At 69.8% G+C, this 23844-nt stretch carries 20 protein-coding genes and 1 tRNA gene; 10 read left to right on the top strand and 11 right to left on the bottom strand.

Features of this window, described 5'->3' with window-relative positions:
• Positions 1 to 226 precede the first annotated feature (226 nt).
• Entirely contained in the window at positions 227 to 1654 is a 1428-nt protein-coding gene (locus tag ACFXOO_RS04615; RefSeq protein WP_394562884.1) for a zinc-dependent metalloprotease, read from the bottom strand.
• A gap of 126 nt (positions 1655 to 1780) precedes the next feature.
• Between ACFXOO_RS04615 and ACFXOO_RS04620 the strand changes: the two genes are divergently transcribed.
• Entirely contained in the window at positions 1781 to 2908 is a 1128-nt protein-coding gene (locus ACFXOO_RS04620) for a PDZ domain-containing protein (protein WP_394562885.1), read from the top strand.
• A 67-nt stretch (positions 2909 to 2975) separates the two neighbouring features.
• Positions 2976 to 5897: a UPF0182 family protein gene (locus tag ACFXOO_RS04625; protein ID WP_378851050.1), complete on the top strand. Its 2922-nt coding sequence runs from the start codon at positions 2976 to 2978 to the stop codon at positions 5895 to 5897.
• 74 nt (positions 5898 to 5971) lie between these two features.
• Here the strand turns inward: ACFXOO_RS04625 and ACFXOO_RS04630 are convergent, their stop codons facing one another.
• The 7 genes from ACFXOO_RS04630 to idi are packed head-to-tail and all read right to left on the bottom strand — an operon-like array spanning position 5972 to position 11754.
• The gene (locus ACFXOO_RS04630; RefSeq protein ID WP_394562886.1) at positions 5972 to 6880 is read right to left on the bottom strand and encodes a prenyltransferase; all 909 of its coding nucleotides are present in this window, start codon (positions 6878 to 6880) and stop codon (positions 5972 to 5974) included.
• Complete coding sequence (locus ACFXOO_RS04635) at positions 6877 to 7212, bottom strand: lycopene cyclase domain-containing protein (protein WP_378838687.1); 336 nt, start codon at positions 7210 to 7212, stop codon at positions 6877 to 6879. Before ACFXOO_RS04635 ends, ACFXOO_RS04630 begins: the two co-directional genes overlap by 4 nt.
• The gene (locus ACFXOO_RS04640) at positions 7209 to 7592 is read right to left on the bottom strand and encodes a lycopene cyclase domain-containing protein (protein ID WP_378851044.1); all 384 of its coding nucleotides are present in this window, start codon (positions 7590 to 7592) and stop codon (positions 7209 to 7211) included. The genes ACFXOO_RS04635 and ACFXOO_RS04640 overlap by 4 nt, the downstream gene beginning before the upstream one ends.
• 1 nt (position 7593) lies before the next feature.
• Positions 7594 to 9195: a phytoene desaturase family protein gene (gene crtI / locus ACFXOO_RS04645; protein WP_394562887.1), complete on the bottom strand. Its 1602-nt coding sequence runs from the start codon at positions 9193 to 9195 to the stop codon at positions 7594 to 7596.
• On the bottom strand, positions 9192 to 10124 hold the full coding sequence (locus tag ACFXOO_RS04650) for a phytoene/squalene synthase family protein (protein WP_394562888.1): 933 nt from the start codon (positions 10122 to 10124) through the stop codon (positions 9192 to 9194). Before ACFXOO_RS04650 ends, crtI begins: the two co-directional genes overlap by 4 nt.
• Positions 10121 to 11185 (bottom strand): polyprenyl synthetase family protein, encoded by a 1065-nt coding sequence (locus tag ACFXOO_RS04655; RefSeq protein ID WP_378838698.1) that lies wholly within the window; start codon positions 11183 to 11185, stop codon positions 10121 to 10123. Before ACFXOO_RS04655 ends, ACFXOO_RS04650 begins: the two co-directional genes overlap by 4 nt.
• On the bottom strand, positions 11185 to 11754 hold the full coding sequence (idi, locus tag ACFXOO_RS04660; protein ID WP_378838701.1) for an isopentenyl-diphosphate Delta-isomerase: 570 nt from the start codon (positions 11752 to 11754) through the stop codon (positions 11185 to 11187). The genes ACFXOO_RS04655 and idi overlap by 1 nt, the downstream gene beginning before the upstream one ends.
• Positions 11755 to 11871: 117 nt before the next feature.
• On the opposite strand from idi, the gene ACFXOO_RS04665 reads away from it, so the two are divergent.
• The 4 genes from ACFXOO_RS04665 to ACFXOO_RS04680 all read left to right on the top strand — a co-directional run bounded on the left by ACFXOO_RS04665 (position 11872) and on the right by ACFXOO_RS04680 (position 13926).
• The gene (locus ACFXOO_RS04665) at positions 11872 to 12297 is read left to right on the top strand and encodes a MarR family transcriptional regulator (protein WP_378851035.1); all 426 of its coding nucleotides are present in this window, start codon (positions 11872 to 11874) and stop codon (positions 12295 to 12297) included.
• Positions 12298 to 12366: 69 nt separating this feature from the next.
• A tRNA-Met gene (locus ACFXOO_RS04670) sits at positions 12367 to 12440 on the top strand.
• Between the two features lie 152 nt (positions 12441 to 12592).
• Positions 12593 to 13108, top strand: coding sequence for a DUF6328 family protein (locus tag ACFXOO_RS04675; protein ID WP_394562889.1), 516 nt, complete (start codon positions 12593 to 12595; stop codon positions 13106 to 13108).
• A complete protein-coding gene (locus tag ACFXOO_RS04680) occupies positions 13105 to 13926 on the top strand; it encodes a carbon-nitrogen hydrolase family protein (protein ID WP_394562890.1) in 822 nt (273 codons plus the stop codon). The genes ACFXOO_RS04675 and ACFXOO_RS04680 overlap by 4 nt, the downstream gene beginning before the upstream one ends.
• A 45-nt stretch (positions 13927 to 13971) precedes the next feature.
• On the opposite strand, the gene ACFXOO_RS04685 is transcribed toward ACFXOO_RS04680, so the two are convergent.
• Positions 13972 to 15171 (bottom strand): aminotransferase class I/II-fold pyridoxal phosphate-dependent enzyme, encoded by a 1200-nt coding sequence (locus ACFXOO_RS04685; RefSeq protein WP_394562891.1) that lies wholly within the window; start codon positions 15169 to 15171, stop codon positions 13972 to 13974.
• Positions 15172 to 15269: 98 nt separating this feature from the next.
• Here ACFXOO_RS04685 and ACFXOO_RS04690 point away from each other — a divergent pair, with 98 nt between their 5' ends.
• From ACFXOO_RS04690 to ACFXOO_RS04700, 3 genes are read left to right on the top strand one after another with little or no spacing between them, the layout of a single operon-like run.
• Positions 15270 to 17000: a trypsin-like peptidase domain-containing protein gene (locus tag ACFXOO_RS04690; protein ID WP_394562892.1), complete on the top strand. Its 1731-nt coding sequence runs from the start codon at positions 15270 to 15272 to the stop codon at positions 16998 to 17000.
• Positions 17001 to 17047: 47 nt separating this feature from the next.
• Complete coding sequence (locus ACFXOO_RS04695) at positions 17048 to 18355, top strand: CDP-glycerol glycerophosphotransferase family protein (RefSeq protein WP_394562893.1); 1308 nt, start codon at positions 17048 to 17050, stop codon at positions 18353 to 18355.
• On the top strand, positions 18352 to 19836 hold the full coding sequence (locus tag ACFXOO_RS04700; protein WP_394562894.1) for a CDP-glycerol glycerophosphotransferase family protein: 1485 nt from the start codon (positions 18352 to 18354) through the stop codon (positions 19834 to 19836). The genes ACFXOO_RS04695 and ACFXOO_RS04700 overlap by 4 nt, the downstream gene beginning before the upstream one ends.
• 24 nt (positions 19837 to 19860) lie before the next feature.
• On the opposite strand, the gene ACFXOO_RS04705 is transcribed toward ACFXOO_RS04700, so the two are convergent.
• Positions 19861 to 20955, bottom strand: coding sequence for a glycosyltransferase family 2 protein (locus ACFXOO_RS04705; RefSeq protein WP_394562895.1), 1095 nt, complete (start codon positions 20953 to 20955; stop codon positions 19861 to 19863).
• Between the two features lie 43 nt (positions 20956 to 20998).
• Between ACFXOO_RS04705 and ACFXOO_RS04710 the strand changes: the two genes are divergently transcribed.
• On the top strand, positions 20999 to 22270 hold the full coding sequence (locus ACFXOO_RS04710; protein ID WP_394562896.1) for a hypothetical protein: 1272 nt from the start codon (positions 20999 to 21001) through the stop codon (positions 22268 to 22270).
• A gap of 24 nt (positions 22271 to 22294) precedes the next feature.
• On the opposite strand, the gene ACFXOO_RS04715 is transcribed toward ACFXOO_RS04710, so the two are convergent.
• Positions 22295 to 23839: a hypothetical protein gene (locus tag ACFXOO_RS04715; RefSeq protein ID WP_394562897.1), complete on the bottom strand. Its 1545-nt coding sequence runs from the start codon at positions 23837 to 23839 to the stop codon at positions 22295 to 22297.
• Positions 23840 to 23844: the final 5 nt, after the last annotated feature.

Below are 23844 nucleotides of genomic sequence, written 5' to 3' on the forward strand. Positions count from 1 at the left end.
ATCACCACGAGCGCGTCGACGCCGAACTGCAGCGTCGACGCCGTGCGCCACACCAGAGGGTGGGCCGGGTCCAATCGGAGCATCTCCCGATTGTGTGCGCGTTCAGCCGGGCGCAGGCGAACTCCACAGGATCATGCCGTCCGTTGCGCGGATCGCCGCCCTGGGGAGGAGGGGATGCTGTGACCGCACGCGCGTCGATGCTCGACGGGAGCGGCATCCGTCACCGTCAGACGGGGCGGGGGTCCTCCGGGACGTCGTCGTCACCCTCGGCGTCGGTCGCCGGATCGCCGTCCGCCGCCGGCGACTCGTCCGCAGCTTCGCCCGAGACCTGCGTCTCCTCCCCGGCCAGCAGCCGCGCCAGAGCGTCGTCGAACTCGTCCGGTGCCGGCTCTTCGCCGCGCGCACGCGCTTCGAGCCGCGCGATGAGTGCAGCCGGATCGTCGATGTCGTCTGCGGTGGGCATCAGGTCGGGGTAGTCCCACAGGGCATCACGCGCGCCCATGCCGACGGCATCACCCACGGCACGCCACATCGCCGCCGCTTCGCGCATGCGGCGCGGCCGCATCTCGAGGCCGACGAGGGAGCCGAGCGCCTGTTCGGCAGGGCCGCCGACCGCGCGCCGACGGCGGACCGCTTCGGCGATACGCGGCGAGGTGGGCAGGCGTGAGGTCGCGTCCTCCGTCACGACGTCGACCCAGCCTTCGATCATCGCCAGCACGTTCTCGAGGCGGGCGAGCGCGGCGCTCTGCGCCTCGGAGCGCGCAGGGATGAGCGCGCCGCTCTCGAGCGCCTGACGCAGCTCGTCCGGCTGAGAAGGATCGAACCGCGACGCGAGGTCCTCCAGTGCGCCGGTGTCGATGTGGATGCCGCGGGCGAAATCCGTCACCTGCGACATGACGTGCAGCCGCAGCCACTTCGCATGCCGGAACAGCCGGGCGTGCGCGAGCTCCCGCGTTGCGATGTAGAGCGCGAGCTGATCGTCGGGGATCTCGAGATCGCGGCCGAAGTCCGCGAAGTTCTGGGGCAGGATCGCGGCCTCGCCGGCGGGCATCACGGGGATGCCGACATCGCCGCCGCTGACGACCTCGGTGGCGAGACGGCCGACGACCTGGCCCAGCTGGGTGGCGAAGAGCGAGCCTCCGACGGTCCGCATGAGCTTGCCGGCGCCGGCGATGAGGCTCTGCATCTCTTCGGGCGCCTGTTCCCGCAGTGTCGCGGTCAGGGCGTCGGCGATGCTCGAAGCCACCGGCTCGGCGAGCTCCTGCCACACCGGCAGCGTCTCCTCGACCCAGCCGCCACGGGTGAGGGTGCGCGGAGGAGAGGAGAGTTCGGAGATCGTCGTGGCCTCGCTCAGCCAGAGGGTCGCGAGAGCGAAGGCCTGATCGAGGTCGGTGCGCTGTCCGGCGGTCACTCCCAGGCCGTCCTGATTGGCGATGTGCAGGGCCTGCCGCTTGGCGAGATCCCAGGAGATGCCGCCGGGGTCGGAGGTGTTGAACGCCCCCTGGAGCTGGCTCATCACGGCCTGCATCATCGCCGGGTCCATACCCGACATCTTCGCCAACTGCTCGGGGTCGACGTCGCCGCCCATACCCGCGAACAGCTGCCGCATCAGCTCCTGGAAGTCGTCTTCCGGGCTCCGGTCCTCATCTGCCACTTCAGCCGCCTTTCAGCCCGGTCATGACGTTGCGATCTACGCTAGTCGCACGGACCATCGCAGGTGCCCGGCTGCGACCCTCGCGCTTACGCCGGTCGCGAACGACCAGGCAGAGGAAGACCACCAGTGGCACTGTTCGACGAAAACGTCGTGATCACGCCCGCTCCGCGGCGCCGGATGAACCGCAGGACGAGCGTCGGCGTCTGGGCTCTCGTGGTCGCGATGGTGGTGCTCCTCGTCCTCACCTTCCTGCCCACCGCCTACGTGATCCAGCAACCCGGACCGGTGTACAACACGCTGGGTGAGACGCAGTCCTCCGACGGCACCACGGTGCCGCTCATCTCCGTCGAGGGCGCCGAGACCTACCCGACGGAGGGGGCGCTCGACCTCCTGACCGTCCAGGTGGTCGGCAACCGCGAGCGCACGCCGTCGTGGTTCGAGCTGGCACTGGCATGGTTCGATCCCTCCCGCGCGGTCGTTCCGATCGACGCGGTGTTCCCCGCCGGGCAGTCCAGCGACGAGCGCAATCAGGAGAGCGCGGCGATGATGGTGGACTCGCAGAAGGAGGCGACCGCGGCCGCGCTCACCGAGCTCGGCTACGACGTCGACGCGAAGCTGACCGTCTACTCGCTGTCGGACGGGTCGGCCTCCGAAGGTGTGCTCGAGGCAGGCGACGTGATCCAGAGCGCGAACGGGCAGCCGGTGACGGATGCCACGTCCCTGCGTGCGGTCATCAACGAAGGTGGCGGCGCCCCCGTGGAGATCGGCATCGAGCGCGGGGGAGAGCCGCAGACCGTGACGGTCACGCCCTCCGAGGCGACGGCGGAGGACGGCACGTCGGTGTGGCTCATCGGTGTGACGCTCACCACGGACTTCGACTTCCCGATCGACGTGACGATCCAGCTGAACAACGTCGGCGGGCCGAGCGCGGGAATGATGTTCGCTCTGGGGATCATCGACACCCTCACCCCAGGCTCGCTCAACAGCGGCCAGAACGTCGCGGGTACGGGCACGATCGACGCTGCCGGCACAGTCGGACCGATCGGCGGCATCCGGCAGAAGCTGTGGGGTGCCGAGGAGGCCGGCGCGACCGTGTTCCTCGCTCCGGCGTCGAACTGCGACGAAGTTGTCGGTCACGTTCCGAGCGGTCTGCGGGTGTTCTCCGTCGCCACGCTCGGCGACTCGATGGCGGTGCTGAAAACCATCGCCGACGGCGGAGACCTCGACGCCCTGCCGACCTGCTCGGCGGGCTGACCTTTCCTGGGAGATGCTCAGGCGTCCCATCGGCATCCGCCCAGAGGGCCCCGCTTAGGATGAGTGGGTGACCTCCACAGCATCCCCCACCTCGGCCACACCGAATCGTTCCCGAAGGATCATCGCCATCTCGCTGGCGATCATCGCCGCGCTCGTCGTGGCCTTCTTCGTGTTCGCTTCCCTCTATGCGGACTGGATGTGGTTCGCGCAGCTGGGGTTCGACCAGGTGCTGCTGACGCAGTGGACCGCGCGCGTCGTGATGTTCGTCGTCGGATTCCTCGGCATGGCCTTGCCCGTGTGGCTCGCGATCCAGCTGGCGTACCGCCTGCGGCCCGTCTATGCGCGTCTCAGCTCGCAGCTCGACCGCTACCAGGAGGTCGTCGAGCCCCTCCGCCGACTCGCGATGTGGGGAATCCCGATCTTCTTCGGCTTCTTCTCCGGGTTCGCGGCGTCGGCCCAGTGGGAGACCACGTGGATGTGGTTCAACGGCGTCCAGACCTCGGCCACCGACCCCGAGTTCGGCCTCGACACCGGCTTCTACCTGTTCGCCATGCCGTTCTACAGCGCCGCGCTCGGGTTCATCTCCGCGGTGCTGCTCATCTGCCTCCTCGTCACGGCGCTGGTCGCGTACCTCTACGGCTCGGTGCGCGTCGGTCAGCGCGAACTGCGGATCTCGAAGGCCGCACGCATCCAGCTCGCCATCATCGCCGGGCTGTATCTGCTGGTGCAGGGGGCGAGCCTGTGGCTCGACCGCTACAAGACGCTCGTCGAACCGGGTGACCGCATCACCGGGCCCGGCTATGTCGGCGTCAACGCCATCATCCCCGGGCAGACGATCCTCGCGATCGTCGCCGTGCTCGTCGCGGCACTGTTCTTCGTGACGGCCTTCGTCGGGCGCTGGCGCTGGCCCCTGATCGCGACGGCGCTGCTCGTCGTCTCGGCCATCGTGCTGGGCGTCGGCTACCCGTGGGTCGTCAACACGTTCCAGGTCAAGCCGAACCAGCTGTCGCTCGAACGCGAGTACTACCAGCGCAACATCGACTCGACGCAGACCGCCTACGGCATCGACGGCCTCGAGAAGAGCGACTACGACGCGGCCACCGACGCCGAAGCGGGACAGCTGCGATCGGATGCCGCCACCACGGCCTCCATCCGCATCATGGACCCCGCCATCATCACTCCGACGGTCGCGCAGCTCGAGCAGTACCGTGCCTACTACCAGTTCCAAGACCCGCTGGACGTCGACCGCTACCAGATCGACGGGCAGTCGCAGGACAGCATCGTGTCGGTCCGCGAGCTGAACCAGGGCGCGCTCGGCGCGGCCGCCTCCTGGCAGAACACGGCGCTCGTGTACACCCACGGGTACGGACTCGTCGTGGCCAAGGGCAATGAGCGCACCGCCGACGGCGACCCGGTCTTCATCGAAAGCGGCATCCCTGCCACCGGCTTCCTCTCGTCGACCGACTTCGAGCCTCGCGTGTACTTCGGCGAGAACTCACCGGCCTACTCGATCGTCGGAGCCCCCGAGACGACCGACCCGATCGAGCTGGACTACCCCTCTGGCGCCGACGGTGCCAGCGAGACGAAGACGACGTTCGAGGGCGACGGCGGACCGAGTGTGGGCAACGTCTTCAACCGTCTGATCTACGCCCTCAAGTTCCAGTCCGAGCAGATCCTCTTCTCCGACTACGTGAACGACGACTCGCAGATCCTGTACGACCGCGACCCGGCGCTGCGCGTCCAGAAGGTCGCGCCCTACCTCACGCTCGACAGCGACCCGTACCCGAGCGTCGTGGACGGCAGGATCGTCTGGATCGTCGACGGCTACACCTCGAGCGCGACGTACCCGTACTCGACCACGGTCAGCTTGGCTGCTGCGATCCAGGACGCGAACAACACCGCGCCGCGCTTCGCGCTCGACAACATCAACTACATCCGCAACTCGGTCAAGGCGACCGTCGATGCTTACGACGGCACCGTCACGCTGTACGCCTGGGACCCGGATGAGCCCGTGCTGAAGACGTGGCAGAAGGTCTACCCGACGACGCTCAAGCCCATCAGCGACATGTCCGCCGACCTCATGAGCCACGTGCGATACCCGACCGACCTTTTCAAGGTGCAGCGGGCCATGCTCGGCATCTACCACGTCGACGACGCGCAGTCGTTCTACCAGCGCGACAACGCATGGGCGACGCCGAACGACCCGCAGACCGATGCGCGTCTGCAGCCGCCGTACTACCTCACGATGCAGATGCCCGGGCAGGAGTCGCCGGTCTACTCGATGTTCACGTCGTTCATCCCTTCTTCGGAGGGGGCGACGTCGCGGAACGTCCTCATGGGCTACTTGGCGGTCGACTCGAACGCCGGATCGGACGCCGGCACGAAGGCCGAGGACTACGGCAAGCTCCGGATGCTGGAGATCAACGCCGACACGACGATCCCCGGTCCCGGGCAGGTGCAGAACACCTTCAACTCCGACCCGACCATCTCGGCGCAGATCAACATCCTTAAGCAGGGCCAGTCCGAGGTGCTCAACGGCAACCTGCTGACGCTCCCGGTCGGTGGCGGGTTCCTCTATGTGCAGCCGGTGTTCGTCCAGGCCTCGAGCGGAACGCAGCTCCCCCAGCTGCAGAAGGTCCTCGTCGCCTTCGGCACGCAGGTGGCCTTCGAGGACACGCTCAATGACGCACTGAACACCCTCTTCGGCGGGGAGTCCGGCGCCAACGCCGGCGACGAGGATGTGGCGCCCGATTCATCGGCCAGCCCCAACCCGTCGCCGTCCGACACGGGCGCGACCGACGGTGGCTCCAGCGATGGCGCCACCGGTGGAACGACGCCGACCATCGAGTACCAGGCCACTCTGCAGGAGGCGCGCCAGGCGCTCCTCGACCGACAGACGGCGCTGACGGCCGGTGACTGGACCGCCTACGGCGCCGCCGACGCCCGCCTCACCGCGGCGGTCGACAAACTGATCCAGCTCGGCGGCTGAGCGCCACCGCCTCCGCGCGACGACCGGGCCCGGTCGTCGCGCGGAGGCGCGCGTCGGCGCGGGCCGTCAGAAGATCAACCTGCGGTGACGGGCATCAGCCAGCGCCAGCACAGCAGCAGGGTGACGCCGAAGCCGGCGACCTGATTGATCCAGAGGAACCGCCGCCACCCCCGCGTCGCCGTCTGTGCGGTGTCGTCTGTCACGGCACGGAACGGCCACACGGCGGCGAGGTAGGGGATCACCAGCACCGCCGCGAGGGGACCGGGCCACGCGGTGAAGAGCATGACGACGCCCGCGGCGGTGTAGCAGGCCAGAGCGAACCACACCGTCCAGCGGGCCCCGCGTGCGGTGGCGATCGAAGCGATGCCCGCTTCGCGGTCCGCCACCACGTCCTGCACGGCGCCGAAGGCGTGCGATGCGACACCCCACAGCGCGAACGCCAGGATGACGGCCCACAACGGTGCGGTCCACGACGCGCCCGCGAGGACCAGACCATAGACGGCGGGCGAGAAGAAGTGGATGCTGCTCGTCATCGAGTCCGCGAACGGCACTTCCTTGAGGCGCAGCGGGGGCGCCGAGTAGAACACGACGAAGAACAGGCTGATCGCCAGGACCAGCCAGGACAGGGGCGAGCCGTCGATCGCCAGATAGACCACGAACGGCAGACAGCTCAGGCCGGCGGCCCACAGCGTCAGGCGATGCAGCCGGCGGTCGAGCACGGCTCCGTGCGCACCGCCCTTCCGCGGGTTGCGCAGATCCGACTCGTAGTCGAAGACGTCGTTGATCCCGTACATCGCGAGGTTGTAGGGGATCAGGAAGAACAGCGTTCCGACGACCAGCGTCGCGTCCACGTGGCGCGTGGTCATCAGGTACGCCGCCGCGAACGGGAAGGCCGTGTTGATCCAGCTCACCGGACGAGAAGAGACGAACAGGGTCTGCAGGACGGATGCCGCGCTCAGGCGCGCAGCGGATCGGTCGGTCATGCGCGACCGGCCGAGAGATCGGACGGGCCGGGGCGCGCGCGACGGGAGAACAGGGTGAACAGCGCCGGCAGGAGGAACGCGGCACACAGCGGGTAAGAGAAATCCTCGAGAGGTGCCGCGCCGATGCGCAGGCCGCTCAGGTGCACCGGCGGATAGGTGAACAGGCCCGCGGCGATCATCACATTGTCGAAGATGGCCGTCAGGACGAGCAGCACGACCGCGGTGATGCCGGAGGCCGCCATACGGCGGCCGAAACGGGGGCGTGCCAGTGTGCACAGCGTGATCACCGCGGTGACCACGACGAAAGGCAGGACGATGAGCGGGTAGGTCATGAGGCGTCCTCGCGGCGCGCAGCCTTCGACACGGCGGCGGGGGAGCTCCGGCGCCCGGGGTCGCGGCGCGGTCGAGCGAGCAGGCGCTGCACCCCGGCCCAGACCACGATCGCAAGATAGCAGAGGAACGCGAGGAAGAAGGGTTCCTCGATCGGGAGCTGCGGGGCCAGATCGATGCCGACGAGGAGGGGGCTGCCGCCTTTCACGAAGACGCCGGTGGCGATGCCCACCGCGTCCCAGACCAGGAAGAACGCCGTGCCGATGACGACGACGAGCGCTGTGCGGCCGGGCGCGCGCCACGCCGCCAGCCGCCCGCGGGCGTCGATCGCCGCGATGCCGGCCGCCGAGACCAGGATGGCCAGGAGGTACAGCCCCGGCACGTCAGACCTTCGCGGGGATCGGTTCGGGGAGGGGGCCGGCGGTGTGGTCGCCTCGCAGTCGCTTCACGACGAGCTCGGCCGAGATCAGGCACATGGGAAGGCCGATACCGGGCAGCACCGATCCACCCGCGTAATACAGCCCCGCGACCTTCTTCGAGGCGTTCCGCGGCCGGAACACGGCACTCTGCCCGAGCGTGTGCGCCAGTCCGAGGGAATTGCCGCGCCAGGAATGCAGGTCGTGCGAGAAGTCACCCGGAGTGACGGTGCGGCGGGTGACGACGCGCTCGGCGAAGTCGGGGATGCCGCACCACTCGCCGATCTGCCGGATCACGTGGTCGGCGGCAGCCTCGATCCGGGCGTCACCGTCTCCGTCGACCCCACCTCGTCCCAGCGACGGGTCTGCCGGGATCGGAACGAGCACGAACAGGTTCTCGGACCCCTCGGGCGCGACATCCGGATCCGTCGCGCTCGGCTTGCACACGTAGATCGACGCGGGTTCGGGGATGTGCGGAGTCGGCCCGAAGATCGCCTCGAAGTTCGCCCGCCAGTCGTCCGTGAACACGAGGGTGTGGTGAGCCAGCTCGGGGATGCGTCCGCGGACGCCGAGCATGATCAGGAGCGCGCCGGGGCTCGGGGTCTTCTTCGTCCACCACGATTCGGGGTAGGTCTGAAGCGCGGGCGGCAGGAGCTTCGTCTCGGTGTGGTGCAGATCGGCTGTCGAGACGACGATGTCGGCGGTGAGGGCGGTGCCGTCGGCGAGTCGGACCCCGGTGGCCGCAGTCCGATCGGGCCGCCCCGACGCCGCACGCGGCGCGTCGGTGCCGCCGCGGCCTGCGGACGTGGTGATCTCGAGCACCTCGGCGTTCGTCCGGATCTCGACGCCCCGAGCGCGCGCGAGGCCCTCGATGGCTGTGATGATCGTCGTGAAGCCGCCTTGCGGGTACACGACGCCCTCGTCGAGGTCGAGGTGGCTCATGAGGTGGTAGAGACTCGGCACGCCGTACGGAGATCCGCCGAGGAAGACGGCGGGGTAGCCGAGCACCTGGCGCAGCCTCGGGTCGTGGAAGCGCTTGTCGATGTATGAGGCGAGCGTGCGGGTGAGGAGCGGAACGAGCGTGGGCAGCCGCGTGAGCAGCGCGGGGTCTCGGAGGCCCGTCGTGGTCTCGTAGGTGTCGTACAGGAACCGCGTGACGGAGAGCTCGTAGGCGTCCGCCGCGGAATCGAGGTAGGCCTCGAGTCGCTCGCCGGCGCCGGGCTCGATGTCCTCGAACAGTGCGGTGGCGGCGCCGCGACCGGAGACGATGTCGAGTGGCGCCCGCTCCGTCTCGGTGTACAGCCGATACGCCGGCTCGAGCGGCACGAGGTCCAACTGTTCCGCCGACGTGGTGCCGAGCAGCCGGAAGAAGTGGTCGAAGACCTCCGGCATGAGGTACCAGCTGGGGCCGGTGTCGAATCGGAAGCCCTCGCTCTCCCATGACCCGGCTCGACCTCCGAGTTCGCCGTGGGCCTCGAGCACCGTCACACGGTGTCCTTCGTCGGCGAGGAGGGCGGCGGTGGCGAGACCGGCGATGCCGCCGCCGATCACGATCGCGTGGCTGCTCATGCGGGCACGTCCTTGTCTGTCGCGGAAGATGTCGTCACCCTCGATTCTCCGCTGTCGCGGGAGGGTGAGGATCGGCTGAGACGGCCGGAAAACGCGCGGGCGGCGATGAGCGCCTTCACGGGGTCGGGGACGCGGACCCGGGTGTAGGGCGGGGAGTCCCGGCGAAGACGTGCGGCCAGTTCGGCGAAGAGGTCGTGTGCGAGGCGCACGGCGCGTCGGGAATCGGCCGGAAGGGCCGGGATCACGGCCGCGGCCGCCGCCAGATCGGCGTCGATGCGCGCGAGCACCTCTGCGCGACGGACCGTGGAGTTCCGGTCGCCGAGGTAGTCCCGTCCGAGTGCCGCCGTGTCGTCCTCGATGTCGCGCAGGAAGTTGACGTCCTGGAACGCGGCCCCGAGTCGTCGAGCCCCGTCGACGAGCGCGGGGTCAGGTGCGATCGGGTGCGCACGCCCCGCGTTGACGAACACCTGCAGGCACATCAACCCGACGACCTCCGCGGAGCCGTACACGTAGGCGTCGTGCGACGCCCGATCGTGCGCCGCCTGCGTGATGTCCGTGCGCATCGACGTGAAGAACGGTGCGATCTGGTCGGCGCCGATGCCGCACTCGCGCGCCGTCAGGGCGAAAGCGTGCACGACGAGATTGGCGCTGAACCCGCGCGCGATGGCCGCCATCGTCTCGGCTTCGAGCGCGTCCAGCACCTCACGCTCGGCCGCCTGGTCCATGCCCGCCTCCGCGGCGGGTCCGTCCACGATCTCGTCGGCGACGCGCACGAGGGCGTAGATGCTGCGCACGTGTCCCCGCACGCGGGGACCGAGCAGCCGGCACGCGAGGCCGAACGACGTCGAGTAGGCGGTGATGACCGTGGCGGCGGCATCCCGCGCCGTCCTGTCGTACAGCGCGAGCCCGGTGCGCGCGGCGCGACTCACCGGAGCCTCGCCTCGAGCACGTCGGCGAGCTCTCGCAGCAGATCGCGGGCGGACTCCGGGAGAACGGGTGTCGCGGCCTGGGTCCGTGCCCGATTGAGCGTCTGGCCGATGACGGCCTCCAGGCCGATCCTCGCGCCGCTCTCGTCGAGGATCCGCTGCGCTTCGCGGACGGCGATGGGGCCGGTGTGCGCCTGAGAGAGGGCGATGTTGACCTCGGGCCACCACGCCGTGTCCCGTGCCATCGCGACCAGCGGAGTGCGCTTCGCCTCGCGCAGATCTCCGCCGGGTTCACGGCCGGCCTGGTCGTGCGTCCCGAAGGCGCCGATGAGGTCGTCGCCCAGCTGATACGCGAGGCCCAGACTGCTCCCGCATTCCAGCAGGGCTTCCGCTTGGATGCTGGTCGCTCCCGCGAGGGCGGCACCGGCGCCGAGCGGGGCGCCGAACGAGTACACCGCCGTCTTGTCGTGCGTGGCGCCCATGATCGCATCGGTGTCGGCGCCGTCACCCGAGAGCGCATTCACGACGTCCGCCAGCTCGCCGGCCACCGACACGAACACGGCCTCGTCGATGAGCTCGAGGAGAGCTGTCCGCAGTGCGGTCTCGAGCGGTGCGAGCGAGATCATGCGCACGGCCTCGTGCAGGAGCAGATCGCCCGCCAGGATGGCGGCGGCGTCACCCAGAGTCGTCGATCCTGCGGCGTCGGCGCCCAGCAGGCGACCCAGCTCGCGGAACTCGCCGGAGATGTTCGGGATGCCGCGTCGCTCGATGTCGTGGTCGATCACGTCGTCGTGCACCACGAAGGCGGTGTGCAGCAGTTCGAACGCCGCGGCAACCGTGTACAGCGCGGGTGTCGCCGCGACGGAGCCGTCGAACGCACGGAAGGCGCTCACGACCAGGGCCGGTCGGAAGCGTTTGCCGCCGCCTGCCGCACGGGCGATGGCATCGGCGAGTTGGACCGCGTGCGGACCGAGACGGGCGGACCGGTGTTGGATGCGCTGCAGGGCACCGTCGATCTCGGCGTCGATCGCGGCACGCTCGGCGGGGTCTGTGCGCAGCTTCATCAAGACGCTCGGCGACTTTCGAGGGGCGGGGATGCGGAGCGCGTGCCACCGAAGAGGTGCAGCTGCTCGGCCTGGAGGACGAGCCAGGGGCTGAACGCCCACGGCGTCGCGACGAGAGCAGCGGCGAGGTCGGTGGGATCCACCCAGCGGGAGTCGGCCACCTCGAGCGGGTTGAGAACCGGTTCCGCGTGTGCGCGGGCGATGTACACCGGGCAGATCTCGTGCTCGACGATGCCGCTCGCATCGACGGCGCGGTAGCGGAACAGGGGGAGCGACAGCTCGATGTCGGAGAGTTCGAGGCCGATCTCGTAATCCGCGCGACGCTGCACGGCCGACAGCACGGGCTCGGCAGGTCGGGGATGACCGCAGAACGAATTGCTCCAGACTCCCGGCCAGGTCGTCTTCCCCAGCGCGCGCCGCGTGACGAGGACCTGCCCGTCGTCGTTCACGACATGGCACGAGAAGGCGAGGTGCAGCGCGGTGTCCGTGCCGTGCACGCTGCTCTTGAGGGCGGTGCCGATTTCGCGGCCGTCGTCGTCGAGCAGGACGACTCTGTCTGTGTCGATCATGTATTCCTCCGCTCGCTAGCTTAGCTAGCTAAGTCGTGGGACGATATCACTGCAGCGGCGAGGGGGTGTCCGATGGCTGAGCGGTGGGTGCCGCAGACCGAACATGACCATGCTGTCATGTCTGCGCTGCTCGAGGTCCGCGCGTTCGGCGATGCCATGGATCGCATGCACAGCGGTATGAAGAGCGGGATGGACATGAACGCGACCGATCTTGCGGCGCTGCGCATGCTCATCATGCGCGAGCAGCGCGGTGTGGCCGTCAGCCCGCGCGACCTGGCTGATCACCTCCGCATCTCGACGGCGTCCACGACGAAGCTGCTCGATCGTCTGACGGAATCGGGTCATCTCGAGCGTCGGCCGCACCCGCGCGACGGTCGTGCCCGGGTCGTGGTGCTCACGGATGCGTCGCGGCGTGAGTTCTTCCAACAGCTCGGCGAGAAGATCCTCGAGATGCGGGGAGCCGCGCAGAAGTACAGCGAAGACGAACTGGCGGTCGTCACGCGTTTCATGTCCGATGTCGGCGCTGTGATGGACAGCGACTGAACGGGTCGCAGGGCGCAGGCGCCTCGATTCGCCGCCCCCCGGATCGCGTGCTAGGCTCACTGCTTGTGCCGCGGGGTGGAGCAGTTCGGTAGCTCGCTGGGCTCATAACCCAGAGGTCGCAGGTTCAAATCCTGTCCCCGCAACGAAATGAAGAAGGCCCCGGTTCGCCGGGGCCTTCTTCTTCGTGTCGGAGTGGTCGTGGAGAAAACATCGCGACGCCCGAGTGCGCCCACCCTATTCACGCCGCGCGTGCACCCGGCTTGCCCGACGACCCGCGCCCGGGCAGGGTGGACGCATGGCCACGCTGCGAGACCCGGACGCCCTGGACGACCGGGCGGACGGGCGCGACGAGAGCCCGGTGGAACGGGCCGACCGCAACTGGCTGGAGGTGCTCCAGGAGTTGCGCGTGCTCCAGACCGGCACGCAGATCCTGACGGGCTTCTTGCTCGCGCTCGCCTTTCAGCCCGCGTTCACGGAGCTCAGCACGGGTCAGCGGATGCTCTATCTCGCCCTCATCGTGCTGTCGGCGCTGAGCGCCATCATCGCGCTCGCCCCGGTGGCGCTGCACCGGGCGCTCTTCCGCCGACAGGTCAAGCCCACGCTGGTGACGCTGGGACACGTCGCCCTGGTGGCCGCGCTCGGCGCCGTCGCCCTTCTCCTGGTGGGCGTCGTCGCCTTCGTCTTCGACGTCGTCATCGACATCCAGGCCGCGTGGATCGTCGTCGCGGGCCTGGGCCTCGTGATCGCTGTGCTCTGGCTCGTCATCCCCTTCATCGTCCGTCGCCGTCACCCCGCCGAGGAGCATTCATGACCGATCACGCGGACCCGGGGAGGGTCGTGGTGGCGGTCGCGCAGTTCGCACCGACGGCCGACCGTGCGGCCAATCTGACGCTGATCGACGAGCTCACCGGCGAGGCATCCGCTCGAGGCGCACGTGTCGTGCTGTTCCCCGAGTACTCCAGCTACTTCATCGACCCGTTCGACGCGTCATTGGCCGACCATGCGGAAGAGATCGGCGGGGACTTCACGAACGGCCTCGCAGAGATCGCCGCACGATACGACACGCACGTGGTGGCCGGGCTGCTGGAGCGCGCAGGCGATGATCGGCGTGTACGCAACACGGTGGTCGCCGTGGATGCACAGGGTGTCCGTGCCCGCTATCGCAAGCTGCACCTCTACGACGCGTTCGGACAGCGCGAATCCGACTGGGTCGAGCCGGGGGAGATCGGCGCCCCCGAGACCTTCGAGGTGGACGGTCTGCGGTTCGGCATGCAGACCTGCTACGACCTGCGGTTCCCCGAGGTCTCCAGGACGCTTGCCGATGCCGGGGTGGACGTCATGCTCGTCGCCGCGGAGTGGGTCCGCGGACCGCTGAAGGAGCAGCAGTGGCGAACGCTGCTGCATGCCCGGGCGATCGAGAACACGTCCTACGTGCTGGCCGCGGATCACCCGCCGCCGCTCGGCGTGGGCCACTCGATGATCGTCGACCCGCAGGGGGTCGAGATCGCCGCGGTCGGCGTCACGACCGACGTCGTCGTCGCACACCTCGATCGCGCCGCCGTCGAGCGTGTGCGCCGGGTCAACCCCGCGCTGGCGCTCCGGCGCTATCGGGTGGTTCCCCGCGACTGATCCGCAGGCGGTGCCCCCGCGCCGCTCGAGTGCGCGCTCGTCGTGTCAGGCGAGAACGGCGAGACGGGATGCCGCGTCCTCGAGCACGTCGATGCGCTTGCACGCTGCGAACCTCACGAGCCGGGAGTACTCCGCCCGACGCTCGGGCGTGACGAACGCCGTGAGCGGGATCGCCACGACGCCGGCACGCTCGGGAAGGGAGCGGCAGAAGTCCGCGGCATCCGTCCCCTCATCCGTCGGTATCGCCGCGACCGTGAAGTACGACCCCTGCGGTACGGACACCTCGAACCCGGCCGCGCGGAGTCCGGCGCCCAGCAGATCGCGCTTGACGCGGAGCTCGTCGGCCACGCCCCGGAAGAAGGCGTCGGGCAACCGCAGGCCGGTCGCGATCGCCGGCTGAAAGGGGGCCCCGTTGACGTAGGTCAGGAACTGCTTGACCGCAAGGACCGCGTCGATCAGGAAGGCCGGGCCCGACACCCAGCCGATCTTCCAGCCCGTCGTCGAGAACGTCTTGCCGGCGGACGAGATCGTCAGCGTGCGCTCCCACGCTCCGGGAAGGGTCGAGAGGGGCACGTGGGCATGACCGAAGACGAGGTGCTCGTACACCTCGTCGGTCACGATCACCGCGTTGTGGCGCTCCGCCAGCCGCACCACTTCGCTGCGCACCTCGGCGGAGAACACCGCACCGGTGGGGTTGTGCGGGTCGTTGACCAGGATCAGGCGTGTCCGGTCGGTGACCGCACGACGCAGATCGTCGAGGTCGGGCTGAAAGTCGGGCCGGCGGAGCGGCACCGTGATGAGGCGAGCGCCGGCCAGGGCGACGCACGCCGCATAGGAGTCGTAGAACGGCTCGAAGACGACGACCTCGTCCTCGGGCCCGGCGATCAACGCGAGGAGCGTCGCCGAGAGCGCCTCCGTGGCACCCGCCGTGACGAGAACGTCCCGCTCCGGGTCGAGAGTCAGACCGTAGAACCTCTTCTGGTGCTCGGTGATGGCCACCCGCAGGTCGAGGATGCCGCGGCCGGGCGGGTACTGATTCACCCCATGCGCGATCGCATCCCGCGCTGCGTCGAGCACGACGGCCGGGCCGTCCTCGTCGGGAAAACCCTGGCCGAGATTGATCGCGCCGGTTCTCGCCGCCAGCGCGCTCATCTCGGCGAAGATGGTGGGGCGGGAGGAGCCGTCCGGAGCGAGCAGTCCCGCGCCTTGCGCGGTGCGGCGCCAGGCGCCTGCGAGGTCGTGCATCTGCTTCACGCTACTCCCATAGGTCCATCCCACCCTCGGCATAAGAAATCCACAGGAACGGTTGACAGTGTGAGCAGTGCCTGGAAAGAGGAGCAATCATGAGTGACACCCAGGGCGACCGCCCGGACGAGTTCGCCGCATCCACGTCATCCGACGACGGCTCAGCCGCGTCGGTCACACCCCAGTCCTCGGACGGTTCGCACGGCAGCGATGCCGGAGCGCCGGTCGAGAGCGCGCCGGTTCAGGACGCGCCGGCCCAGCCGGCCGCCGGCCAGCCGACCGCGAGCGGGTCCGCACACGGCGAGCCCAGCCCGGACGCGCCTGCCCAGAGCGCGCCGGCCGCGCCGCCTGCCCCGCCGGCGTACACCGGGGCGCCGCCCTCGGGCACCGGCTACACCGCGCAGGGGTATGACGCCCCCCAGCAGCCGCAGCCATACTCCGGCGCCTCCGCGCCGCAGAGCCCGCAGGCGCCGCAGCAGGGCACGTACGCCTACCCGACCGGTGCCGCGTTCGGTGCTGCGCCTCAGGGCACCCACCCGACGCAGCCCACTCAGCCGCTGCATCCGACGCAGGCGTACGCCGGATCGGTCACGACCGATACGGCCGCCCCGGCCAAGAAGCGCTCCGGCGCCGGTGCCGTGGTCGGTCTGATCGTGGCGGCGGCGCTCGTCGGCGGTGCCGCGGGCCTGGGCGGCGCCTACGCGGGTGTCAACATGTGGAGCACGTCTGCCTCGGCTCCGGCGTCCGGACCGGGCACCGTCACGGTCAACAACACCGACTCGGTGACGGCCACCACGGCGATCGCCGCGAAGGTGACGCCCAGCGTGGTCACGATCGAGGTCTCCGGCGGTACGTCGGGCGGCACCGGGTCGGGCGTCGTCCTCACCGCCGACGGCTACATCGCCACCAACACGCACGTCGTCACCCTCGACGGCGCGACATCCGACCCCACGATCCGCGTCACGACGTCCGACGGCAAGGTGTACTCCGCCACGCTCGTCGGCACCGACCCGACGTACGACCTCGCGGTGATCAAGCTCGAGGATGCGTCGAACCTCACGCCCATCACGTTCGGCGATTCGAGCAAGATCAACGTCGGCGACCAGTCGGTCGCGATCGGCGCGCCCCTCGGACTCTCGAACACCGTCACGACAGGTATCGTCAGCGCGCTCAACCGCTCGATCGAGATCGCCTCGTCGGCCGCTCCGGAATCGGGCGACTCTTCGGGTGACAGCGGCGACAGTGGTGAGAGCAACGGTCAGAACGGCCCGTTCTTCTTCGACAACGGTCAGGGCACGCAGCAGCAGTCCGCGACCGAGACGATCAAGATCGCCGTGATCCAGACCGACGCGGCCATCAACCCGGGCAACTCGGGCGGCGCTCTCGTGAACGGCGACGGCGAACTGATCGGCATCAACGTCGCCATCGCGACGGCCGGCGGCACGACGAGCAGCAGCCAGTCGGGCTCGATCGGCGTGGGCTTCTCGATCCCGTCCGACATCGTCAAGCGGGTCACCACCGAGATCATCGACAACGGATCGGCGACGCACGGTCTGCTCGGCGCCGGGGTGCGTGACGCGGCGTCGGTCGACGGCTCGACCATCTCCGGTGCCTACATCTCCGAAGTCGTCGACGGCGGCGCGGCAGCGGGCGGCGGGCTCCAGGTCGGCGACACCGTGACCGAGTTCAACGGTGTCCCCGTCACCGACGCGACGGACCTGACCGCTCAGGTGCGGGCGGCCGCGGCCGGCAGCCAGGCCTCGGTCACGTACGTACGCGACGGCAAGACGGCGACGGCGGACGTCACCCTCGGGACGCTCGGCCAGTAACCCCGGCCACTCACGATCAGGACGCCACCCCGCGATAGGCTCGTGGGGTGGCGTCCTTCTCTTTCGGCGCGGGTAACGCGCGGAAGCTGATGCGCATCCCGCTGTACGTCGCGGGCCGGCTCGCCACCCTCGTCATCCCGCGCTCGCGGGACGAATGGGTCTTCGGCTGCGGTGTCGGGGTCGCCGACGGAGCGCTCGCCCTCTGGCCGGTCGTCGCCGCCGGTGGGCATCGCGCCGTGTGGCTCGGCGACAGCGCACGCGAGAGGGCGGATGCTGCGGCCCGCGGCATTCCGTTCGTCCGTGGTCACTCGCTGCAGGGGTTCTGGCGGACGGCGAGGGCCCGCGTGGTCGTCGTCACGCACGGCCTCGGCGACGTCAACCGGTATGCCGTCGCCGGGGCGTTCGTCGTGCAGCTCTGGCACGGGATCCCGCTGAAGCGCATCGGGTTGGACTCGCCGGAGACGACGCGTCTGAGCGGGCGCGCACGGCCCTCACTCGCCGCTGTCGTGGCCTCTCGCGTGCTGCACCAGCTGTATCGCCGGACCGTGAGCGGCATCCGCGTTCTGCCCGCCGCATCCCACCTCGTGCGCGGACGCCTGCAGTCCGCCTTCGCGTTGGCCGATGGCTGCGTGCCCGTCACGGGCGAGCCGCGCGTCGACGTGCTGTCGCGAGGCACCGCGGAGGAACGCCGCTCAGCCGCGCGCGCCGGTGTCGTCGCGGCGGTGGGCGAGCTTTCTGACGACACCCGATTGGTGCTCTACGCGCCGACCTGGCGCGACGGACAGGTCGATCCGGCGATCCCCACGCCGTCGGAGTGGAAGCTGCTCGAAGAGGTGCTCGCGGCGAACGACGCCGTGCTCCTCATCCGATCGCACCCGCTCGGCGCCGGGCACTACACCCCTCCCGCGGCCACCCCGCGCGTGCGCCTGATCGGGAGCGACGTCGTCGCCGATGTCACTCCACTGCTGCCGGCACTGGATGCGCTCATCACCGACTACTCGTCGCTGGCATTCGATGCCGCGCTCGTGCCGCTCCCCGTCATCTACCTGGCTCCCGATGTCGAGGAGTACGGCAGCCGTCGCGGCTTCTACGGACGATTCGTGGACGTGGCCGGCGAGGACTGGGCGAGCGATTGGACGCGCGCGGCGGCCGACCTCGGTGCCGTGCTCGGCGACGCCGTCGAGGCGGAACGGCGCCGACAGCGGTCCCGTGAACTGAGCGACCGCGTGCACGCCTTCCGCGACGGGTCGAACACCCAGCGTGTGTATCGTGCGATCCAGTCGCGGCGGGGGCGCCGGACACCGGTCGGGCGCATCGATGCCCGCACCGGACTCACTGCAGGAGGAAGCTCATGAGCGGTCCCATCGTGTCGGCGTACTTCGAGACCGGCGACGAGCCGGCGCTCGTGCTCACCGGCCAGAAGCCGGTGCCCACGGCGGTGGTGCTGCGCGGACCGCGCGCGCACGTCGACGCCGAGGTGACGACCGACGAGGACGCAGGAACGTGGCGCGCACACGCGCCGCTCAGGGCGTCGCGCTGGGGTGGCCCCGAGCTTCCGCTGCCCGCGGGGGAGTATGCCCTCGAGGTCACACCCGACGGCGGAGAGAGCTCGACAGGTGCCGGCGCGGAAGCCGCAGCATCCGTCCCCCTCGCCCAGCTCGGAACCCTGCGTGCGGAGCTGGCTGAAGGCGTGCTGACCGTGGGGCCGCCGATGGACCCCGCCTACGACTCCGGCGAGGGGCAGGACGCCCTCGAGCGACGCTACGCGACTCGTCCGGGCGGCGTGGAGAACGCCGTCTTCTTCGAGAGCTTCTACGGACGGAACGCGAGCTGCAATCCTCTCGCGATCGACCGCGAGCTCGCGCGGCGCGCTCCGCACGTCACGCGGTACTGGAGCGTGATCGACCTCTCGGTGCAGGTGCCCGAGGGCGCGGTGGCCGTGGTCGACGGTACACCCGAGTGGTGGCGCGCCCGCGGCACGGCGCGATTGCTCGTGGTGAACGACTGGCTGCGCCGCCGGTTCTCGCGCCGCACGGGACAGATCGTGCTGCAGACCTGGCACGGCACGCCGTTGAAGCGCCTCGCGCTGCATCGCCCCGGGTTCGATCCCCGGCGGGCGGTCGCGGTCGTGAAGGAGTCGCGGCGCTGGAACGTGCTCCTCGCGCAGAACCCCTACTCTGCGCGCATCCTGAGCAAGGCGTACGCGTTCCTGCGCCGCCCCATCTGGATTGAGGGATACCCGCGCAACGATGTGCTCACGACCGGCGACGGAGCCGCGACACGCGCGACACTCGGCATCGGACCCGACGAACGGGTGCTGCTCTACGCGCCGACGTGGCGCGACGACCGCACCGAGATGGTCGATTTCGTCGATCCGGCGGCGCTGGCCGCGGCATCCGATGCGGTCGTCCTGGTGCGAGGTCACTCGCGCACCCTTCAGCCGGGGCGAGATGCCGAGGGTCCGCGCGTCATCGACGTCACGGGCTTCCCCGACACCGCACAGCTGCTGCTCGCGGCCGATGCGCTCATCACGGACTACTCCTCGGTGATGTTCGACTTCTCCGCGACGGGCAAGCCGATGTACTTCCTCGTCCCCGACATCGAGCATTATCGCGGCGAGCTGCGGGGGTTCTACTTCGACCTGCCGCGCTACGCGCCCGGACCCGTCGTGCGCACGCAGGACGACCTCATCGCCGCTCTGCGCGACACCGACCCCTCGGAGTTCGCCGCACGCTACGCGGCGTGGCGCGCCAAGTTCAACGCGCGCGACGACGGAAGAGCAGCCGAACGGGTGGTCGCGCGTATCATCGATCAGGGACTCCTCGATCCGTCCTGAGCGACGGGCACGGATGCTCCGCCGTCAGGGAAGCGGCGTGTTCCGGTCGCCCAGCCTCGAGGTGTCGACGGTGTCGCGCGCACCGCGCGCCACCCCGACGAGGAAGCCGAAGCCCCAGGACAGGTGCATCGTCGGCAGCACGGCGGCCATCCACAGCTTGTCGCGCCATCCCGTCCCGCCCGAGGGTCCGATGGCGACTACCAGGACGAGCAGGACGTACGCGAGCAAGGGAAGGTAGACCACGGAAAGCACCAGCGACCACCAGCCGATAACGATGCCGGTGAGCTGGAGGACCCCGATCACGATCGCCGCCACGAGGGCGAGCAGAAGGATCGGCGGAGCGAAGAACCGCAGGGAATTGCGTCTGCCGTAGCGCCGCACGAGCTCGCCGCGCCATGCGCCGGTGGCGCGGAACTGACGAGCGAGGCGCACCCAGCTCTCGCGCGGCCAGTAGGTCACCGACAGCGCGGGGTCGAACCAGACGCGGTAGCCGGCGCGGCGGATGCGGAGGTTGAGCTCCCAGTCCTCGCCGCGCCGGATGCTCTCATCGAACAGTCCGACCTCGTCGAGGACCGCCCGGCGCATGACGCCGAGGTACGCGGACTCGGCTTCACCCTCCCGGGTGCCGCCGTGATAGGCGCCGCCACCGAGCCCGATGGGGGAGTTGTAGGCACGCGCGACGGAGCGCTGGAACGGCGTCCTGCCGTCGGCGCGCATGACACCGCCGACATTGGCCGCCCGCGTGCGCGCCAGCACGCCGAGCGCGCGGCGGGTGTAGTCCGCGGAGAGCTCCGAGTGGGCGTCGACACGCACGATGGTGGGATGCGATCCGGCCCGGATGGCGAGGTTGAGGCCGACCGGGATGTCGGCGGCCGGGTTGTCGACGAGCACGATGCGCGAGTCCTCGGAGGCCATCCTCTGCGCGAGTTCGGTGGTGCCGTCGCTCGAGGGCCCGAGGGCGAGGATCAGCTCCGCGGGCCCGGGCACGTCCTGGTCCAGGACCGTCCGCACCGCCCGCTCGAGGTAGGCGCGTTCGTTGAGCACCGGCATGACGAAAGTGACGCCCGCGCTGTCCGGCGTGGCGGGAGCATCCCGTCGTCCCGCTTCGTGCACGTGCATCCGTCGATCATGTCATGTCGCCCCTGCTGGCTAGGGTGTAGTGATGGGCCTCGGATCGGATGTGCAGACCGCCGTGGGCTTCGTCCGCAAGGCGCTGGTGAGCAGATCCGCCGTGCGTGACATCCGCCGCATGACCGCGCAGCGCGCGCCGCACCCTGCTCAGCACTACCGGGTCGCGGTGTATTTCGCGGACGGCGTCGTGAACATGTACCAGATACGCCAGTGGTATCGACCGCTCGCGGACATCGCTGCAACGTGGCCGGTCGTGGTGTTGAGCCGGTCCGCGACCGGCGCGCAGGCGCTGCTGCAGGAGAATTCGCTTCCGGTGGCTTTCGTGCCGTCGGTGCGAGACCTCGAGGACTTCCTCGCCGCGCAGGACATCCGCGTCGTGCTGTACGTCAACCAGAACACGCGCAACTTCCAGATGTTCCGCTACGGGCATCGCTGGCACGTCTTCATCAACCACGGCGAGTCCGACAAGATGTACATGACCACGAACCAGTACAAGGCCTACGACTACGCCTTCATCGCGGGCGAGGCCGCTCGCGAACGCCTCTCGCGCATGCTGTGGGACTACGATCTCGACCGCCGGACGATCCAGATCGGCCGTCCGCAGGCCGACCACTATTCGGGGATCCTCCCGTACACCCCCGACGGACGCATCGTCGTGCTCTACGCCCCGACCTGGGAGGGGGACCGTCCGTCCGCCCGGTACGGGTCGATCGCCACGCACGGCGAAGCGCTCGTGCGTGCGTTGCTCGCCACCGGGATGCATCGGGTGATCTACCGGCCGCATCCTCGGTCGGGCGTGGTCGATCCCGCCTACGGAGCGGCGAACAGGCGGATCGTGGCCGCGCTCGAAGCGGCCAACGCAGCGGATGCGGACGCCCACCACGTCTTCGACGACGGACCCGATCTCGGATGGCAGCTCGCGGCAGCCGGCGTCGCCATCGTCGACATCTCCGCCATGGTGTACGACCGCCTCGCCGCCGACAAGCCGCTGCTGATCACCCGACCCGTCGAGGTGGAGGCGATCGTCGACGACCACGGCTACCTCTCGGCATGCGAATGGCTCGAGGCGTCCGACGCGCCGCAGATCGTGGCCGCGTCCGACCGGCTGCTGCGAGACCCGGAGGCGACAGCCCGCCTCGAGCATTGGGTCGGCCACTACTTCGGGGACACCGCGCCGGGCGCGGCGACCGCTCGATTCCGCGCGGCCATCGAACGACTGATGGACGACTGGCAGGTCTGGCATCGTCGGGCTCCCGCTTCCGGTGCGGACACCGTCGGGGAGGACGCGGACCTCGACGATTGACGCGCTCCCCGAGGGTGGACCGGGTCACGGGGCGTCGGCGCCGCGTGCCTCCCACGTCTCGACCGATGTCAGCGGCCCGTCCCACAGCTCCGATCGCGTCAGGCCGGCTTCGCGCAAGGCGCGGAGGTCGTCGGCGATATCGGCCGCCGACAACGCGCGACTGCGGACGTAGAACACGCGTGCCTTCTCTCGAATCGCGGGAACGGCCGCCGTCGCGGAGGATCGTTCCGCGAACAGGGCCGCGCGCTCGTCACCGGGTGTGAGGAGGGTCAGATCCTTCAGGTCGGCGACGTCCCCCGGATAGACCAGTCCGATCAGACTCGGCCACGTCCGGTAGTCGATCGGCGCGGAGTAGAGAACGCCGTCGGATGGCGTCGACGAGGATGCCAGGTGGGCCGCGACGAGGGGCCAGTCCGCGTTCTTCGACGTCAGCTCGCGGTTGAGGGGGAATGCGCCGGCACCCGCGACCACGATCACGACGACCAGGACGAGCGGAACCACCCTGCCGAACGCCCGCCGAGTCGCCTCCGCGAGGAGCACGCAGAGGGCGGGCGCCGAGATCACGAGCGCGCGCGGCTGGAGGACGGACGGGCCGACGAAGGAGAGCGCGATGACGGCGACGGCCGGCAGCACCAGCCAGGGCACGAGGACCGGCCATGGAGAGGAAGACGCCGCGTGACCGGATGCCGCTGTCGTGTCCCGATGACGCCGGACCGAGATGACGGCCACGGCCACCGCCAGAGTCGACCAGGCCAGCAGCGCCTGCAGCAGTTCGCGGTGGAAGAATCCGCCGACGAGCACATGACGAATGGCGTCGGCATCGAGGGGGAACGTGCCGCCGAGCTGGCCCCGCTGGGAGAGCACGACGAGTCCGAGAGGGATGCTGAGCGCCACCGCCGTCCCCGCCGCCCCCAGGAGCCGCCACCGGCGGTCGGCGGGGATGCGCAGCCAGAGGATCGCGACCACGTGCGCTCCGACGACGAACACCAGATAGACGAACACGTGGATCGCCACCAGCGCCACAGCACCGTAGGCGAGGGCCGGCGCGGTCGCGCGTCGCGCGCGCAGCGCGACGACCAGGAGCAGTGTGAGCACCGAGGCGAGGAGCGTCGCCAGTGCGAATGAGCGCGCTTCGGTCGACATCCACGTAGCGCGTCCCAGCCCGGCGGACAGGATCGCGGCCGCCGCCGCCGACCAGGCCGTGCCGAAGAGGCGTGCGAGCGCGTACACCGCCGCCGCGGTGGCACCCACGCAGAGCGCCGACGTGAGCCGCAGGGCCGACATGTCCGGACCGACGGCGTGGGCGAGCGGGTGCAGGAGCGCGTAGTAGAGACCGTGCACGGCGTCGATCGAGCCGAGCATCGACCACAGGCTGGACCATGTCCGGGAGGCGCCGGAATAAGTTGCCGCCTCGTCGTACCACGGCGAGGGGACGCCGATGCCCTGGGCGTGCACGACCACCACCAGGACGGCACCGAGCACGACGACGAGGGGCTCGCGGTACCCGATCCGCCGACGAGCGACTTCCCCGAGAGCCCGCGGGACGACGGGTGGAGCGGTGCCGGTCATGGTCC

This window comes from Microbacterium sp. P03, from assembly GCF_043556235.1.
Taxonomy (GTDB): domain Bacteria; phylum Actinomycetota; class Actinomycetes; order Actinomycetales; family Microbacteriaceae; genus Microbacterium.